A 16,917-nucleotide genomic window follows, 5' to 3' on the forward strand; every position below is an offset into this window, starting at 1 on the left:
ATGTCCCTGATCGCCGGAGTGCTGCCCGCGGCTGTCCTGATTGCCGGGGTGCTGGCACTGGCCTGGCTCGGCTTCGCCAGCCGGAAACTGGGCTGGAGCCGGTTCCTGGTCTCTGTTGTGGTCTCATGCCTGCTGACCGGGCTGCTCTACCTGCTGGCTGAAATGGTGTTCCACTGGTGGAACGCGTCCCTGCCCCGGCTGCTCTACCTTTTCTGCGCCCTGGCGATCCTCGGAGTGCAGCTCGCCCTGCCCCAGGTGACCACCTCCGGCACCCGGGTGCACCGGCGGGCAGCCAGCGTGGTCGCGGCACTGGTGGTGGTGCTCGCACTGGCCTGCACAGTGAACATTGCCTACGCCCAATACCCAACGCTCGCCTCGCTGTTCAGTCCGCCGTCCCCGGAAGATGACCCGCTGCCCCTTCCATCCGCTCCCCGGAGCGACCTGCCGGCAGCATCGGAGCAGAACTGGACGCCCCCGCCGGACATGCCGTCGCAGGGCAAGGTCTACCGCCAGCAGATCCCCGGACCGGTGTCCGGGTATGCCTCCAACCCGGCCCTGATCTACCTGCCGCCCGCGTACCTCGCGGATCCCGGGGCGGTGAACCTGCCGGTCCTGGTGCTGATCCACGGACAGCCCGGCGCCCCGGCGGACTGGCTGATCAGCGGCGGGCTGACGGAGATGATGAACTCGTTTGCCGCCCGGCACCAGGGACTGGCGCCCGTGGTGGTGATGCCGGACCTCAGCAACGCCGGGAACAGCAACTGGCCGCTGTGCATGGACACCACAGTCAGCAACTCGGCCACCTATCTCGCCAAGGACCTGCCCGCATGGGTGCAGCAGGAGCTGGGGGCCGGCACGGCAGGGCCGCAGCAGTGGGCAGTGGGCGGATATTCCTTCGGTGGAACCTGCGCCGTCCAGCTCGCGGCCAACTATCCGCAGGTTTACCCCACGTTCCTGGATATCGCCGGAGAGAATGAGCCCACCGTCGCCAGCGGGCATGAGGACCTGCTCGATATCTATTTCGACGGGAATGAAGACTCGTTCCGGGAGCAGAACGCCGTGGACCGGTTTAAGGCCGCCCGGTACCCGGATACCGCGGGGATCATCGTCGTCGGCCGCGACGATAAGGTCTACGCGCCCGAGGGCCGGACGGTGTACGACGCCGCCAGGGCCGCCGGTGCCGATGTCCAGCTCCAGCAGCTGCCGGGCGGGCATTCGTGGCAGGTGTGGAAGGCCGGATTGCAGCAGAATCTGGACTGGGTGTGTACCCGGCTTGGCATACTGGAGCCATGACACCCGAGCCTGCACAGCGTTCCGACGGTACCGGGGTCCTGGACCGGGTGGGCCGGCTGCTGCATTGGATCAGCAGTGCCTCCTCTCCCCATGTGGCACTTCTGCTGGTGCTGGCCGTGGGTTTGCTTCCCGCCCTGGCACTGACCCTCGCCTCGGCCGAGGTCTACGAATCGGTGACCGATGCGGACGGCGTGGCGGGGCTGGATAAACCGGCGCTGGAACTGGCTTTGCAGCTGCGTTCCCCCGGGGTGGATGCGGCCGTCACCGGCTTCACCAACCTGGCCGGCACCGTGGGGATGCCGGTCCTGGCAGGACTCGCCGTCCTGGTGATGTGCCGGCTCTGGCGGTCCTGGACGCCGCTGGTCCTTACCGCCGCAGCTGCAGCGGGGTCCCTGCTGATGACCGTTGCCGGCAAGGCACTGATCGGGCGGACCCGCCCGGACCTGGCCGACGCGGTGCCGCCGTATGAGTCCTCGGCGTCATTTCCGAGCGGGCATACCCTGAACTCAATAGTTATTGCCGGGATTCTTGCCTATCTGGTGATCCTGTATGCGCGGAGCCGCGCGGCCAAGGTTGCGGCCGTCACGGCAGCCGCTGCCTTCACCCTCGCCGTCGGCCTGAGCCGCGTCTATCTGGGCCATCACTGGCTGACGGATGTCCTGGTGGCCTGGACCCTGGGTGCTGCGTGGCTGGCAGTGGTGATTACCGCGCACCAGCTTCTGAGGCTGCTGTCCGGGCGTCGAGCAGCCGTTCAAGAACCACGGCAACCCCGTCGTCCCTGAACGCAGGGGCAGTGTAGTCCGCGGCGGCACGGGCGGCCGGATGTCCGGAGGCCATGGCGTAACCGCGGCCGGCCCAGTTGAGCATCTGGATGTCATTGGGCATATCCCCGAATGCCACGGACTCCGCCGCCGCAATACCCCTGGCGGCCGCATACCCGGCCAGGGTGACGGCCTTGTTCAGCCCGGGCCGGGACATTTCCAGCAGCGGCGCTGAGGGCGCGGAGTGGGTGGTGGTGACCAGGTCCGCCACTGCGGGAGCTACCCGGTGCAGAAACTCGTCGGGGGAAATGTCATGGGTACGGGCCAGGAACTTGGCCACTCCGGTCTGGCCGGCCAGGGAATCCTGCAGCGGACGGGGCACTATGGAACCGAGGATCTCGGCCGAGCCGGTGTCGGCGAATCCGGGTTCCAGGTGGATTCCGTCCACTGTTTCAGCCGCGAAACGCACCGCCGGGAAAAGCCCGCGGATCACTTCCGCTGCGGAGAACATCTGCTCAAGGGGCAGCAGCGAGGTGGAGAGCACCCGGTCCTGTGCCAGGTCATAGGTAATGGCTCCGTTGGAGCAGATCACGGTTCCCTCATGGCCTATCCGTTCACGGAGCGGATCCAGCCAGCGCGGCGGGCGTCCGGTCACGAACACCACGTCGATGCCCGCAGCCAGGCAGGCGCGAAAGGCCCGCACGGTGCGGTCGCTGATGCTGTTGTCCGCACCCACAATGGTGCCGTCCATGTCGCTCGCTACCAGCCGTACCGGCCCCGTCCGTTCCTGCATGCCATCCAGCTTACTGGCGGACCCGGCCCGGGCACGGCCCGGGCCGGGTGCTGCCGTGCCGCGACGGCTTTCCGGGGCTCAGGCCTCCGGGGCCTCGGCCGCCGGGATTTCAGCCGCCGGGATTTCGGCCCCGGCAACAATCCTGCCGCGGCCCAGGGTGTGCGTGAACAGGGCAAAGCCCAGGGCGGCCGGACTGGCGTCAGGGGCAACGTCCAGCTTTTCGGTGTCCACGGCGTGGACCACTACAAAGTAGCGGTGCCGGCCGTGGCCGGGTGGCGGGGCGGCACCGACAAAGCCGGCAAAACCGGCGTCGTTGACCAGTTGCACGGTGCCTTCGGGCATCAGTGCCGAGTTGGCCGCGTCCGCTGCAAGTCCCATGACCGAGACGGGAATGTTAAAGGCGGCCCAGTGCCAGAAACCGCTGGCTGTCGGCGCATCCGGATCGTACATGGTCACCGCGAAGCTGCGGGTCCCCTCCGGGAACCCGGACCAGGTGAGCTGCGGTGAGGCGTCCTTGCCCCCGGGAACCCCCATCCTGCCGCTGTACTGTGCCGGCGCAAGTGTGCCGCCGTCGGTCACTTCCTCACTGTCGACGGTGAACTCCGGCACCTGTGGCAGGTTCGCGTATGGGTCTCTGTTTTCCACTGTTTCTCCTGGTTCTTCGGGGCGGATACGGACGGCCGCTGCAGGGCAGGGCCTGGGGACGCCTCGGCGCGATGGCGCGTCGGCGCGGTCTAGGAAAGTTCGCTGCGGTACGGCGGGTTGGCTCCGGCGCGGGAGACTGTGATGGCGGCGGCACGCGCAGCGAAGAAAAGCAGCTCTTCCAGGTCACGGAGGCCGATGCGGGCCAGGTTGCTGCGCCGGGCGCCGCCGTCCAGTTCGCGGTCCATCAGCCCCACCAGCAGGGCGGACATAAAGGAGTCGCCTGCCCCCACGGTGTCCGTGACTGTTACGGTCGGTGCCGCGACGGCGCAGTCACCGGCTGCGGCTACCGCCCACGGGCCGCGCGACCCCCGGGTTACCACCACCAGGGACGGTCCCGCCGCAAGCCAGCGCCGAGCCGAGCTTTCCGGGGATTCGTCCGGGTAGAGCCACTGCAGGTCTTCGTCGGAGGCTTTGACGACGTCGGCCAGCGCCACGAACTTCTCGGCCTGTTCCCGGGCATAGGACACGTCAGTGATGATGGACGGCCGGCAGTTGGGGTCGTAGCTGATGGTTGCCGAGGCGCGGGCACGTTCCACGGCACGGAAGACGTGCCCGGCTCCGGGCGCGAGCATGGCGGCGATGGACCCGGTATGCAGCATGGTGGTCCCGTCCAGCAGGGCCGGCAGGTTCGCGGCCAGGTCCGGCAGCTGCCACTCAAGGTCAAAGGTGTAGCGGGCACCGCCGGCCGGGTCCAGGACGGCGGTGGCCACGCTGGTGGGCAGATCATCTGCAGCGAATGCGGTCAGGACCGAATTTGCCCGCAGGTGTTCGGCAATCAGGGCGCCGTTGGCGTCGGAACCGAAGCGGCCCACAAACTGCACCGGGCGCCCCAGCCGGGCCACGCCCACGGCAACGTTCAGCGGACTGCCGCCGGGGTGGGAGCGGCGCGGCGCGGTATCGCTGACCACCTCATCAACAAGGGCTTCACCTATGACTGTAAGCACACTTTCAACCTAACAGAGCAGCTCCCGGGTTGCCTTATGTGCCGGTGATTCCGGCAGCCTCGCCGACCGCGCGGACGACGGCGTCCCAGGCCGGTGTGCCGGGTGTGATCATGGCGAAATGGTCGCCGGGAATGCGGCGCAGGTGGACCCGGCCGCCGGCCGCCGCGGCGGCCTCGGCCCAGCCGGCGGACTGGGTGAACGGCACCGTGGTGTCATCCTCCCCGTGCAGCACCCATGCCGGTACGTGCAGGGGCAGCGCAAACATCGGGTCGGCCTCGCGGTAGCGCTGCGGATCCTCCTCCGGGCTGCAGCCAAGGAAGTTCTGCACGGCACCGTCGCTCAGGCCCAGCTCATGTGCTTCGGCCAGGTTCAGCACACCGGACTGGCTGACGACGCCGCTGACGGCAACGCGGGAGCCCGCCCGCGCGGCCGCGAGGACGGCGAGATGGCCGCCTGCGGAATGGCCCAGGAGGGTGATCGTGGACAGGTCAATGTCGAAGCTGCAGGCCGTGTCAGCCAGCGCGTCGATGCCTGCACGGATATCGGAGAAGGTAACCGGCCATCCGCCGCCGTTTCCCGCCCGCCGGTATTCCAGGTTCCAGCAGGCAAAACCGCGGTCAGCCAGGTCCCGGGCCAGCGGCCTGCCCAGCTCGGCGGTGTACGGCGCCCGCCAGTATCCGCCGTGGATGATGACCACGGTGCCCCGGGAGGGTGAGCCGCCGGACGGCAGCGTCAGCTCGGCGTACTGCTCCGGGCCGGGGCCGTAGGCAATCCGTCGGGGCGGTGCTGACATGGGGATCCTTCCGGCGGGGGCTTAATCTGATAGGGAGCCTACCGCCAGGTATCCCCGGCGGTTTGGTCAGGACCGTGCCATAGGCTGGTGGCAGGCAGGGGAAAGGGATTTCGTTTTGAGCGCGTGGGACACATTGGATGAGCGGCTGCGGCCGGTGGTCCAGGCAAGTACTGACGAATATGCCCGGGTACGCCCCGGGCTGGAGGCAGTGACCGCTGAGATGGAAGCGAATCTGCGCAGCGTTTTCGCGGACAGCCCGGTGAAGCCGCTCTTCGTCGCCTCCCGCACCAAGTCCGTGGAGTCCTTCCGGGACAAGGCCTCGCGGATGCTGCCGCCGGAAAACCCCGGTGAGCTGCCCTCGCTCCTGTTTCCCGATCCGATGCGCAACCTCACGGACCTGGTGGGTCTGCGCGTCATTATGACCCTGCCGCACGAAGTGGATGAAGCGGCCAACCTGATCAAGCGCCAGCGGGCGGAATTCGACTGCCGCGGCGACCGGGAGAAGGACATCGGGTCCATCGAATCCGGCACCTACGGCTACTCCAGCCGCCACCTGATCCTGCGGACCATCCAGAACGAGACCGTACGGCAGTTCCACAAACTGCTGGAACCGGACCAGCGCCCCAACGGCAGCTACCTGTTCGAAGTGCAGATCCGCACCGTGCTGGCACATGCCTGGTCTGAGATTGAGCATGACATCCGCTTCAAGGCCGGCGACCCGCGGGCCTGGAGCCCGTACTTTGACCGCCAGTTCACCGCCACGGCCGCCATGCTGGAAACCGTGGAGACCGCTTTTGCCGAGCTGCATGAACGGTATGAGACGGTGACCGGTTTCTGGGATGAAGACGGTGAGGGCAGCGCGCCGCTGACCCCGAACCGGATCCGCGACGTTTGGCTGACCCTGCTGCCGCATGTGAACCGCAAATCCGGGGATGACTGGGGCTGGGCGGCGGAACTGCTGGCCGCCCACGGCATGAAGACCACCATGGACCTGGCCGGGCTGCTGCAAGCCGATGCCATCACCAAGGTACGTGCCGCACTGGACCACCGGTATTCCCCGGGCCCGGACCGCCTGCTCGATGACCTGCTCCTGTGGCGCTTCGGCAAAAGCACATTGACCTCACTGCAGAGCCGGAAGACGCCCCGGTGAAGCCACGGCGCGAGTCCCTGGGCCGCCGTTACCGGCAGATGCAGATTTTCCGCGCCAGGGAAGAGGACCAGCAGCCCTGACCACTGCTGCGCACGCGTTCCGGGCGTTTTCCGCTCCGGTCCCGGCAGCGGGGCGGGCTTTGACTCCTTGCCAGTACCGCCAGGGTAGGTCAGGCTGGGCACCGTGGCCCAGAACCTCACGGATGCGCAGGCGCGGAGACTCCGCCTGCGGTCCCACCTGCTGACCGGATCAGACCTTGCACCCGCCGAAGCGGTGCGGCGGGCCGTGGGCCTGCAGGGACAGGATTTGCCCGCCGTCCTACGCGCCATCGCCATCCGGTCACGGCCCGGCACCACCGTGCAGGATGTCCGGGATGCCTTTGACAGCGGCGATCTGGTGCGGGGATGGCCCATGCGCGGCACCCTGTTCGCCACCACGCCGGGGCATCTGGCTGCTTTGCTTCATTTCACGGCGGAGCGCACCCACACCGCGACGGCCCGGCGACGGACGGAACTGGGCCTGGAGGAGTCGGTGCTTCGCCGTGGCCGGGACTCCCTGCGGGAGGCGCTGCAGGAGCGTCCGCTGCGGCGGGCCGAGGTCATGGATCTCTGGGCCGCCGCCGGGATCCGGACGGGCGACGGACGCGGATACCACCTGCTGATGCATTTGGCCGTGGACGGGTTGTTCCATTGGGGCCGGTTTACGCCTTCCGGCACCGAACAGCTTGCCACCCTCACGGAGCACGACGGCGCAGGCGGCGGGGACCTCAGCGCACTTGTCCGAGGCTTCGTGCTGGCCCGCGGTCCCGTCTCCGAGGCCGATCTGGCCTGGTGGACCAAGCTGCCCAAAACCGTGGTGCGCCGCGCCGCTGCGGGGGTGGCGGATCTTCAGGAAGTGCTGGTGCAGGGACGCCCGGCGTGGCTGATCGGGGAGGCATCGGAGCCGGAGCCCTCCGGCGCAACACTGGTACCGGGCTTCGACGAGTGGATCCTCGGGTATGCGGACCGCTCCCTGGTGGCCGGGCCGGCCGCCCTGCAGGCGGTGGTGCCCGGCAAAAACGGCATCTTCCGGCCGGCCGTCCTTTTCGACGGCACGGTGGTGGGCACCTGGCGGCCGCCCCGGGGCAAACGGGCGGCCGAACCGGTGATCAACCTCGTGGAACCGCTGAAAGCCAACGCCCGGCGGGCTGTGGAGAAGGCCGTGGCGGCATGGCCGCACGGGTAGCACCGGTACATCCTCCGGCAGCTCGCCGGCTGAGCGTGCCCGGTTTCAGGCCGAGGCGCGCAGTATCAGGCTGACGGCGGGCGGTCCCGCCACTGCCAGCGCCGCACCGTCCTCGCCTGCTCCGGAGGCGGACGCCAGCGCGGCCTGGGCAAAATGCTCCCCCAGCCGGCGGGCATCCACGCTGACGGTGGTCAGCGGCGGCACGGCCAGCCCGGCCAGCGGAATGTCTTCGGCACCGATCACCGCCAGGTCCCGGGGTGCCTGCAGCCCGTGGACCGACAGCCCGGAGAGCACTGCGAAGGCGTGGTCGTCGTCGAACGCGCAGACCGCGCTGACGCGCTGTTCCCCCTCCAGCCAGCGCTCGACGGCGGCCGCCGCCTCTGCTGCTTCCAGCCCGAGACGCTCGACGGCGGGTGCGGGCAGGCCGTACCTGGCACAGGCATCCCGGATCGCGGCCAGCCTGACCTTCACCCGCCAGGCGTACCCGGATTCCGGCGGCACGGCCACACCGATCCGCTCGTGCCCGGATTCCACCAGGTGCTTCACCTGCATCGCGCCAATGCCCAGATCAGGAGCCAGCGGGTCCCCCGCCGTCTGCGGCAGCGAAACAACCGTAATCCCGGCAGCCTGGACGGCGGCGATCTCAGCGTCCGGAAGCGGGGCAATCAAAATCAGCGCTGCGGGTGCCAGGGACTGCACCAGGGGTACCGCCCCGCCCCGGGACGGTACCCGGTGGGCCACCAGGCGCAGCCCGTTCCGTTCCACTTGTTCGGACGCGGCGTCGATAATCATGGCCAGGGCACGGCCCAGGGGTTCGGGCGGGAGCAGCATCAATACCAAGTCGCTGCGTCCGCGGCGCAACGTGCGTGCAGCAGTGGAGGGCGTGTAGCCGAGTTCCCGGGCTGCTGCGAGAACCCGGTTCCGGGTGGCAGCGGAGATACTTTGGCCTGTCCGGCCGTTCAGCACATAGCTGACTGTGGCGCGGGACACGCCCGCCGTCTTCGCTACATCGCTCGAGGTGGCCCTGCGTTCCACGGCCGTCCTTTCCGTCTTATGCCCGTCGGATTTCTCCGGTAGTCTGACATTACAGGCAACTTACACGTGTAAGTGACGAATCCACCGGCACGGGTAGACTGCCTCGCAACCTGCGGTCGCACCAAACCACGGCCGCCCCCGATTGGAAAGGACCGGTCCATGGCTAACCAGCCCATCACCGCCCAGAACACCGTCCAGCAGTGGCTCGACCACCCGGCAGGCGGCCCCGCCATCCGCGGCATGCTTGCCCAGGCAGGCAGCGACGAGTCCAGCCTGGGCCCGGCGCTGACCCTGAAGCTGCAGCAGCTGGTGGACCTGAGCCAGGGCCAGTTCCCGCAGGCCGCCGTGGATGAACTCGTGAAGGCGGCCAACGGCGGCGTTATGCCCGAAACCGAAGCAGCAGTGCTGCCCACGGTCGCCGGCCGCTTCGATGGCAAGACCGTGATCGTTACCGGCGCCGGCTCCGGCATCGGCCGCGCCACCGCCTCCCGAATTGCCCGTGAAGGCGGCCGCGTGATCGCCGTAGACATGGCAGAGGCAAAGATCACCGAGCTCGCGGAGCAGACCGGCGAAGCCATTGTCCCGGTCGCTGCGGACCTCACCGACGCCGCCGCCGTGGAGCGCATCATTGCCGCTGCCGGCGGACAGATCGACGGTCTGGCCAACGTGGCAGGCATCAATGACGACTTCTCCCCGCTGCACGAGGTCTCCGACGCCATGTGGCAGAAGATCTTCGCCGTGAACGTGGACGGCCTGATGCGCCTCACCCGCGCCGTACTGCCGACCATGCTCGAAGCCGGCAAGGGCTCCATTGTGAACATCACCTCCGAAGCGGGCCTGCGCGGCTCCGCCTCCGGTGTGGCCTACACCGCTTCCAAGCACGCCGTGGTGGGCATTACCCGCAGCACCGCGTTTATGTATGCCCGTGAAGGCATACGTGTAAATGCGGTTGCTCCGGGCGGCGTGGCCACCGGCATTCCGATGGGCGGCAAGACCAGCGAGTACGGTGAGGCCCGCCTTTCCCCCGCCCGGGTCAACATCCCGGGCCTCGCCTCGGCCGAGGACCTGGCGGCGTCCATCACGTTCCTGCTCAGCGACGACGGCGTCAACATCAACGGCGCCATCCTGCCTTCCGACGGCGGCTGGTCCGCGGTCTAACAACCGCACCCAAAACGACGGCGGCCGGCACTTTCCCGAGGGAAGGGACCGGCCGCCGTCGCTCTATCCCGCACCCACCATCACCATCACCATCACCATCAGGGAGAACACCATGAAATCCGTCCACGTCACCGGTCCGGACACCAATGAATGGGTGGAGGTGGACCGGCCGGCCCCCGGCCCCCGCGACGTCCTCCTGAAAATGAAAGCCTGCGGAATCTGTGGTTCCGATGCGTTCTACAGCCACGTCGGCGGGATTCCGCCGCGCCAGGGGGCTACCCCGCTGGGGCATGAACCGGCTGCCGAAGTGGCGGAAGTCGGCGCCGAGGTTGAGGGATTCTCTGTAGGGGACCACGTGGTTATCGACACCATGGCCTTTACCGACGGGCTGCTGGGCAGCGGCGGTGCGCAAGGCGGACTGTCCGAATATGTACTGGTCAAGGACGCCGTTCCCGGCCGCCAACTCCGCGTAATTCCCACTGAAATACCGTGGGAGGTCGCTGCGCTCAACGAACCCATGGCCGTGGCCTACCACGCCGTGAACCGCACCAACCCCAAGCCCGGCGACAAGGTAGTGGTTTTCGGCGCGGGTCCCATCGGTTTGGGTGCCGTATTGGGCTACCGCCGCCGTGGCGCCTCACACATCGTTGTTGTGGACATCATTGAGTCCCGTCTGGAGAAAGCCCTGCAGATCGGTGCAGACGCGGTCATCAACTCCGCGGAGGAGGACGTAGCAGCCCGGCTGGTCGAGCTGCACGGAGACGGCGCCACAATGCTTGTCCGCGGCACCCGCTCCGGCACGGATATCTTCCTCGACGCCGCTGGTGCGCCCGTGATTCCCAAGACGGTCGGTGACGTGGCGAAATCCGGTGCAGTGCTGGGTGTGGTTGCCGTGCACAAGAACCCCGTGGAGCTGGACTTCGGTTCCATCCTCACCACGGAACTGACCATTGTCTTCGCGATGGGCTACCCCACCGAGATCTTCGAGGTCACCGACGACATCATCGAGAACTGGCAGAAATACGCCCTGATCATCAGCGATGTCCTGCCGTTCGACCGGTCCCTGGAAGCGCTTGAGCTGGCGAAGACGCCTGGCGCTGCGGACAAGGTTGTAGTTCGGTTCGACTGAGTTCGGTTCGACGGAGTTCGGTTCGACGGAGTTCGGCTGTCCCGGCATAACGACGGCGGCCGGTCCCCTTATGAAAGGGAACCGGCCGCCGTCGTATGTTGTGGAAAGCCGCTACGCTCCGGAAACCGCTGCCGCGAGCTTGTTCAGCGATTCCTCCAGGTCGTCCTTGGACACCATCGGGAAGGAGACCTGCTTCAGCGTGTCCTTGTCGGTGACGTGGGACCAGTCATAGGTCAGCGTGACCTCGGTGGAGTCCGCGCCGTCGGGCTGGAGTTCCCAGACCCACTGCCAGCCCTTGGGTTCGGTGCCGGCCGGGGCGGTCTGCCAGGCCAGGATCTTGTTGTGGTCGTACCCCGTGACGTGGTTATCCGTCTGGTAGTCGCCCATTTTTTCATTGTGCATGTTCATGGTGAAAACCTGGCCGGAAGCCGTAATCCGGTCGGTCTTCTCGTCCGAGACCACCATGCCGGAACCATCCAGCTCATGGTGGCGCTCGGGGTTGGACAACAGATTGAAGATGTCTGCGGCCGAGGCATCGATGACCCGGGAAACTACAACGCTCGTCTGATCAGTGGTCAATGAACTCTCCTTCGATGGATGGATAGTACTTTTTCCACGGCGGCCGGCCGGTGGGCCGGCGCCGAAGCCTGTGCGTACCGCGCCTGGCCAAACCTCAGCCGGGCGTGTCCTGCTCTGCTTCCTGCAGGTTCCAGCCGGTGATGTACGGCGGATCCTGCCCCTCGTCGCGGGTGTACTGCCGGGCACGTGCCCGTTCGTCCTGCAGATACTGCCGGAAGGACGCCTGCGTCGATCTCAGCGACGCTACCCGGTCCAGCACGTCGATGGCCAATTGGAAGCGGTCAATCTGGTTCAGCATGGCCATGTCGAACGGCGTGGTGGTGGTGCCTTCCTCCTTGTAGCCGCGCACGTGCAGGTTTTCATGGTTGGTGCGCCGGTAGGTCAGCCGGTGAATCAGCCACGGGTAGCCGTGATAGGCGAAAATCACCGGCTTGCCGGTTGTGAAAAGGGTGTCGAAATCCCGGTCCGGCAGGCCGCTGGGATGCTCGCGCGGATCCTGCAGCGCCATCAGGTCCACCACATTGACCACCCGGATTTTCAGCTCGGGCAGCTGCTCCTTCAGCAGGGCCGCGGCGGCCACGGTTTCCAGGGTGGGCACGTCACCGGCGCAGGCCATCACGACGTCGGGCTCGGTCTTCCCGCCAGGGCCGGTGTCTTCGCTGCCGGCGAAGTCCCAGATGCCCACGCCGCGCTCCACATGCAGCAGCGCCTGTTCCGGATTAAGCCAGACCGGCGCCGGCTGCTTGCCGGAGACCACTACGTTCACCCGGTCCCGGCTGGCCAGGATGTTTCCGGCCACGGCCAGCAGCGTGTTGGCATCCGGCGGCAGGTACACCCGGATGACCTCCGCCTTTTTGTTCACCACGTGGTCAATGAAGCCGGGGTCCTGATGCGAGAACCCGTTGTGGTCCTGCTGCCACACATGGCTGGAGAGCAGGTAGTTCAGCGAGGCGATGGGCTGGCGCCAGGACAGGGAGCGGCTGACCTTCAGCCACTTGGCGTGCTGGTTGAACATGGAATCGACAATGTGCACAAAGGCTTCGTAGCAGTTGAAGACCCCGTGCCGGCCGGTCAGCAGATAACCTTCCAGCCAGCCCTCGCAGAGGTGTTCGGAGAGCACCTCGGCCACCCGCCCGCTGCGGGCCAGATGCTCATCCAGTTCATCGATGCGCTGTTGCCAGGCCTTGTCAGTGACGTCGTAGACGGACTGCAGGCGGTTGGATGCCGTCTCGTCCGGACCGAAGATCCGGAAATTGGACGGGTTTTGCCGAATCACCTCGCGGAGGTAGCCGCCCAGATTAAACATCGGGCTCACCCGTTCCGATCCTGGATGATCGATCTTCACCGCATGGTCCGCGTACCCGGGCAGGCGCAGATCCTGCAGCAGCCGTCCGCCGTTGGCGTAGGGGGTGGCGCTCATCCGCAGCTCCCCGGGCGGGGCCAGCGCGGCGATCTCCGCCACCAGCCTGCCCTCGGCGTCGAACAGTTCCGCCGGCCGGTAGGAGAGCATCCATTCCTGCAGCTGGGCCAGGTGCTCGGGGTTGTCATGGATTTCGGACAGCGGCACCTGGTGCGCCCGCCAGGTCCCCTCCACCGGAAGTCCGTCCACCATTCCGGGGCCGGTCCAGCCCTTGGGTGAGCGGAACACAATCATCGGCCAGCGCGGGGCATGCACCTCGTCGGTTTCCGCACCGGGCACATCCGCCGGCACCGCGGTGCGCTCTCCCGTGCGGTAGGGCGCCTGGATGGCGGTGATTTCGGCAAGGCAGGTTTCCAGCACGGCGGAGAAGTCCTCGTGCGCCTGCCCAACCGCCGTCGGGTCCTCCACGGTCACCACGTAAGGCCGGTATCCGTAGCCCTCCAGCAGTTTGAGCAGCTGTTCCTCGGGCATCCGGGACAGGATGGTGGGGTTGGCAATCTTGTAGCCGTTCAGGTGCAGGATGGGCAGTACCGCGCCGTCCACGGCCGGGTCCAGGAAACTGTTGGAATGCCAGCTGGCAGCCAGGGGGCCGGTTTCCGCTTCGCCGTCGCCAATGACGGTGGCCGCAATCAGATCCGGATTGTCGAAGACGGCACCGTAGGCATGGGCGAGGGAATAGCCCAGTTCGCCGCCTTCGTGGATGGATCCCGGGGTTTCCGGGGCGGCGTGGCTGGGCACCCCGCCGGGGTAGGAGAACTGCCGGAACAGGGTGCGCAGCCCGTCCTCATCGCGGCCAACGTGGCTGTAGATCTCCGAGTAGGTGCCCTCCAGCCACGCGTTGGCCACGTTGGCCGGTCCGCCGTGCCCGGGCCCGGTGATGAACAGGACCTTTCGCTGCTGTTCGCGGATCAGCCGGTTTAGGTGGGCATAGATGAAGTTCAGTCCCGGCGTGGTGCCCCAGTGGCCCAGCAGCCGCGCCTTGACGTCGGAGGCCTCCAACGGCCGGCGCAGCAGCGGATTGTCCCGCAGGTAGATCTGGCCCGCAGACAGATAGTTGGCCGCCCGCCACCACGCGTCCACGCCGGCGAGTTCGCCGTCGTGGTGCGGCTCGGTGCCGGGGATGCGTTCGGCGGGAAGGTGTCCGGTTCCTGCGGTGCTGCTCTCGGTCATGTTCGGGGTCCTTTCACGGGATCCGGCGGACGCGCGGCTAGGCCGGCTCCACCACGACGTCGGAGGGTTTTTTATCCGGGCGCAGGCCGCGCCAAACGGGGTGGCGCAGTTTTCCGCTGCCGGTGCGCTCGGAGAACGTCACTTCCCCCACCAGTGCCGGACGTACCCATTGGGCATCCGAAGCGTCGGCTCCGGGCACATCGTCCAGCGGCGGGGTTTTGCGGGACATTTTCTTCAGCCTTGGACCGATCAGTGCCAGGTCCTTTTCACTCAGTCCTGAGCCGACCCGGCCGATGTATTTCAGGTCCACGCCGTCGGGAATGGCCACCAGCAGCGAGCCCACCTTGTTCTGCCGGTTGCCCTGGCCCGGCCGCCAGCCCACCACCACCACTTCCTGGCTGAACTGGTTCTTCAGCTTCAGCCAGTTTTTCGAGCGCCGGCCCGGGCTGTAGGTGCTGGTGCGCCGTTTGGCCATCACTCCTTCCAGGCCGAGTTCCTTGCTGGCGGCGACGGCTTCATCCATGCCCATGTCCAGCGCCGGGGGCACCTGCAGGTGTCCGTCCGGGGTGGCTTCCACCGCGGATTCGAGGATTTCCCGGCGCTGTTCGTAGCCCAGCTCCTCCAGAGACTTGCCGTCCAGCCACAGCAGGTCGAAGACCATCAGGTGCGCCGGCGTCCGCTGCGCCGCGGCGGCTATTTCCCGCGGCTTACTCAGATGCATCCGCGGCTGCAGCAGCCCGAAGTCCGGGCGGCCGGCCTTGTTAAGCGTCACTATTTCCGCGTCCAGTACGGCCCGCTCCCCGTTCAGGTGCCCGCTGAGATCTGCCAGTTCCGGATAGGCGGCGGTCATATCCTTGCCGTTGCGGCTGATCAGACGGGTCCCTTCCGGGGTTACGGTCACGACGGCGCGCACGCCGTCCCATTTCATCTCGAAGGCCCATTCGTCATCGTTGTTGATTTCGGCACGGCTGCCCGCCGTCGCCAGCATCGGTTCGATCACCGGGACGGAGTCATCCGTTCCTTCCTCCGGCACGGTCGGTGCAGGACCGGTATCAGCCTCCGCCGCCGCTGCGACGGCGGCCTGAGGCGTCGCGGGCCGGGGCCTCCCCGCCTCCGGCTTTACCTTCACGCCGCCGTCGGACTCGTCATCCCTGCCTTTTTCACCGGGCTTTGGCTGATCCTTCATGAGGTGAATGAGCCAGTTGTTGTTTGCCTTATCACCGCCCGAGCCGGTGTGGATCAGGGCAAAACGCCGGTCCGCCGCACCCTGTCCCGCCAGGCCGCCGTCGGGCTGGCCGTGCAGAACGGCAATGACTTCCTTGCCGTCCCGCCATTTTTCCCGCTCGTAGGTGCCGTGATCCCAGATTTTGACGTCTCCTCCGCCATATTCCCCCTTGGGAATATGTCCTTCGAAGGTTCCGTAATCCAGCGGATGGTCCTCGGTCTGCACCGCCAGATTGTTTTTGCCGGTGGTGGACGGCGGTCCTTTGGGCAGCGCCCAGGAAACCAGCACGCCGTCGTGTTCCAGCCGGAAATCCCAGTGCAGGCGGCGGGCGTGGTGTTCCTGGATAACGAAGCTGTTCCCCTCCGTGGGGGTGGACGGCTCTTCCGGGACCGGCTCCGGGGTTTTGGCCGCGTCACGCATGCTCCGGTATTTCCCCAGCCGGTCCGCGGACCGGCTGCCGCCCGCTTCCTCTTCAACCGCCTCTTCCAATGCTTTCTCCGCAAAGGTTCCGTCCGCCATCCCGGCCAGCGGGTCCGGATCATCGAGGCGTTCCAGCACCTGCTCGTAATCCAGTTGAGCCAGGCCGGGATCCTCGAGCTCCGCCCAGGTCCGGGGAGCAGCCACGGTCGGCTGGAAGCGCCCACGCAGCGAATAGGGGCAGATGGTGGTTTTGTTGCCGTTGTTCTGGCTCCAGTCCACCAGTACCTTGCCCCGGCGCAGTGACTTCTTCATATCACTGACCACCAGGTCAGGGTTATCCGCCTCCAGCGCCCGGGCCAGCTCGTGGGCCACCGCATTGACCTCATCCGAGGTCTGGCTGCCGTCCAGCGCTGCGTACAGGTGGATTCCCTTGGACCCGCTGGTGACCGGCCGGGCATCCAGGCCCATATCCGAGAGGATGGACCGGGCCAGTCGGGCTACTTCGGCGCACTCAGCCAGCCCGACGCCCTCTCCGGGATCCAGGTCCAGCACCATCCGGTCCGCAGCGCCGATTTTGCCCCGCGGGCCGAACTGCCACTGCGGCACGTGGATCTCCAGGGCCGCTGACTGGGCCAGCCAGGTGAGGGTGGCCAGGTCATTGACCACCGGGTAATAGTTGGTCGAGGTTTTGTGCTCAATGGGGAACCGTTTCACCCACGACGGCGCGGAGTCCTCGATGTTCTTCTGAAAGAACACCTGTCCCGGCTCCTCCGGTGTACCGACGCCGTGCACCCACCGTTTGCGGGTGGCCGCACGGTTGCGTGAATGCGGAAGCATGTAATCCGCCACGGCGGCGTAATAGGAAATGACGTCGGCTTTGGTGGTTCCCGTTTCGGGGTACAGCACCTTGTCGAGATTGGTCAGGCGGAGCCGGTGTCCCTCCACGCTGACGGTTTCCTGCGTTTTCCCTCCGCCTGTCGCCATGTCCCCTAGTCTTACCGGGATACGGGGCAAACGCCAGTATTTCGTCAGGGGGCTGATAATCCCTGATCCCCGTTTCGGGGAGTTTCGCGCAGAGCGTTCCGCTTCCCTGACCAATGGCGACACCCCGTGTGTAT

The 16,917-nt window shown here is 66.9% G+C and carries 13 protein-coding genes and 1 pseudogene; 6 read left to right on the top strand and 8 right to left on the bottom strand.

Annotated elements, in window-relative coordinates:
• Together QWJ37_RS00770 and QWJ37_RS00775 are read left to right on the top strand one after the other, a co-directional pair.
• A complete protein-coding gene (locus QWJ37_RS00770) occupies positions 1-1,293 on the top strand; it encodes an alpha/beta fold hydrolase (protein ID WP_290243364.1) in 1,293 nt (430 codons plus the stop codon).
• Entirely contained in the window at positions 1,290-2,075 is a 786-nt protein-coding gene (locus QWJ37_RS00775; protein ID WP_290243366.1) for a phosphatase PAP2 family protein, read from the top strand. Before QWJ37_RS00770 ends, QWJ37_RS00775 begins: the two co-directional genes overlap by 4 nt.
• Here the strand turns inward: QWJ37_RS00775 and QWJ37_RS00780 are convergent.
• The 4 genes from QWJ37_RS00780 to QWJ37_RS00795 form a co-directional block, all read right to left on the bottom strand.
• On the bottom strand, positions 1,996-2,847 hold the full coding sequence (locus QWJ37_RS00780; protein WP_290243368.1) for an HAD family hydrolase: 852 nt from the start codon (positions 2,845-2,847) through the stop codon (positions 1,996-1,998). The two genes, QWJ37_RS00775 and QWJ37_RS00780, sit on opposite strands and share 80 nt — an antisense overlap.
• Positions 2,848-2,925: 78 nt before the next feature.
• Entirely contained in the window at positions 2,926-3,492 is a 567-nt protein-coding gene (locus QWJ37_RS00785; RefSeq protein WP_290243370.1) for a YbhB/YbcL family Raf kinase inhibitor-like protein, read from the bottom strand.
• An 89-nt stretch (positions 3,493-3,581) separates the two neighbouring features.
• On the bottom strand, positions 3,582-4,496 hold the full coding sequence (locus QWJ37_RS00790) for a carbohydrate kinase (RefSeq protein ID WP_227903167.1): 915 nt from the start codon (positions 4,494-4,496) through the stop codon (positions 3,582-3,584).
• A gap of 34 nt (positions 4,497-4,530) precedes the next feature.
• Positions 4,531-5,289, bottom strand: coding sequence for an alpha/beta hydrolase (locus tag QWJ37_RS00795; RefSeq protein WP_290243373.1), 759 nt, complete (start codon positions 5,287-5,289; stop codon positions 4,531-4,533).
• A gap of 115 nt (positions 5,290-5,404) precedes the next feature.
• Here QWJ37_RS00795 and QWJ37_RS00800 point away from each other — a divergent pair.
• Together QWJ37_RS00800 and QWJ37_RS00805 are read left to right on the top strand one after the other, a co-directional pair.
• A pseudogene (locus QWJ37_RS00800) lies at positions 5,405-6,519 on the top strand (RelA/SpoT domain-containing protein).
• A 103-nt stretch (positions 6,520-6,622) separates the two neighbouring features.
• On the top strand, positions 6,623-7,663 hold the full coding sequence (locus QWJ37_RS00805; RefSeq protein WP_290243375.1) for a winged helix DNA-binding domain-containing protein: 1,041 nt from the start codon (positions 6,623-6,625) through the stop codon (positions 7,661-7,663).
• A gap of 45 nt (positions 7,664-7,708) precedes the next feature.
• Here QWJ37_RS00805 and QWJ37_RS00810 read toward each other — a convergent pair whose 3' ends face one another.
• Positions 7,709-8,698 carry a LacI family DNA-binding transcriptional regulator gene (locus QWJ37_RS00810; protein WP_227903163.1) on the bottom strand — a complete coding sequence of 330 codons (990 nt, stop codon included), beginning with the start codon at positions 8,696-8,698 and terminating at the stop codon, positions 7,709-7,711.
• A 159-nt stretch (positions 8,699-8,857) separates the two neighbouring features.
• Here QWJ37_RS00810 and QWJ37_RS00815 point away from each other — a divergent pair, with 159 nt between their 5' ends.
• A complete protein-coding gene (locus QWJ37_RS00815; protein ID WP_227903162.1) occupies positions 8,858-9,856 on the top strand; it encodes an SDR family oxidoreductase in 999 nt (332 codons plus the stop codon).
• Positions 9,857-9,968: 112 nt separating this feature from the next.
• Positions 9,969-10,985 carry a zinc-binding dehydrogenase gene (locus QWJ37_RS00820; protein ID WP_227903161.1) on the top strand — a complete coding sequence of 339 codons (1,017 nt, stop codon included), beginning with the start codon at positions 9,969-9,971 and terminating at the stop codon, positions 10,983-10,985.
• Positions 10,986-11,096: 111 nt separating this feature from the next.
• On the opposite strand, the gene QWJ37_RS00825 is transcribed toward QWJ37_RS00820, so the two are convergent.
• The 3 genes from QWJ37_RS00825 to QWJ37_RS00835 all read right to left on the bottom strand — a co-directional run bounded on the left by QWJ37_RS00825 (position 11,097) and on the right by QWJ37_RS00835 (position 16,783).
• Positions 11,097-11,564, bottom strand: coding sequence for an SRPBCC family protein (locus QWJ37_RS00825; RefSeq protein ID WP_227903160.1), 468 nt, complete (start codon positions 11,562-11,564; stop codon positions 11,097-11,099).
• Positions 11,565-11,658: 94 nt separating this feature from the next.
• Positions 11,659-14,154, bottom strand: coding sequence for a phosphoketolase family protein (locus QWJ37_RS00830; protein ID WP_290243380.1), 2,496 nt, complete (start codon positions 14,152-14,154; stop codon positions 11,659-11,661).
• 37 nt (positions 14,155-14,191) lie between these two features.
• Positions 14,192-16,783: an ATP-dependent DNA ligase gene (locus QWJ37_RS00835; RefSeq protein WP_290243381.1), complete on the bottom strand. Its 2,592-nt coding sequence runs from the start codon at positions 16,781-16,783 to the stop codon at positions 14,192-14,194.
• Between the last annotated feature and the right edge of the window lie 134 nt (positions 16,784-16,917).

Source organism: Arthrobacter sp. YD2 (assembly GCF_030410475.1).
Lineage (GTDB): Bacteria > Actinomycetota > Actinomycetes > Actinomycetales > Micrococcaceae > Arthrobacter_B > Arthrobacter_B zhangbolii.

Bases quoted from the DNA above. Each gene is read 5' to 3' on its own strand.
- QWJ37_RS00770 (WP_290243364.1), top strand. From the start codon at position 1: ATGTCCCTGATCGCCGGAGTGCTGCCCGCGGCTGTCCTGATTGCCGGG.
- QWJ37_RS00795 (WP_290243373.1), bottom strand. From the start codon at position 5,289: ATGTCAGCACCGCCCCGACGGATTGCCTACGGCCCCGGCCCGGAGCAG.
- QWJ37_RS00815 (WP_227903162.1), top strand. From the start codon at position 8,858: ATGGCTAACCAGCCCATCACCGCCCAGAACACCGTCCAGCAGTGGCTC.
- QWJ37_RS00830 (WP_290243380.1), bottom strand. From the start codon at position 14,154: ATGACCGAGAGCAGCACCGCAGGAACCGGACACCTTCCCGCCGAACGC.
- QWJ37_RS00820 (WP_227903161.1), top strand. From the start codon at position 9,969: ATGAAATCCGTCCACGTCACCGGTCCGGACACCAATGAATGGGTGGAG.
- QWJ37_RS00775 (WP_290243366.1), top strand. From the start codon at position 1,290: ATGACACCCGAGCCTGCACAGCGTTCCGACGGTACCGGGGTCCTGGAC.
- QWJ37_RS00780 (WP_290243368.1), bottom strand. From the start codon at position 2,847: ATGCAGGAACGGACGGGGCCGGTACGGCTGGTAGCGAGCGACATGGAC.
- QWJ37_RS00835 (WP_290243381.1), bottom strand. From the start codon at position 16,783: ATGGCGACAGGCGGAGGGAAAACGCAGGAAACCGTCAGCGTGGAGGGA.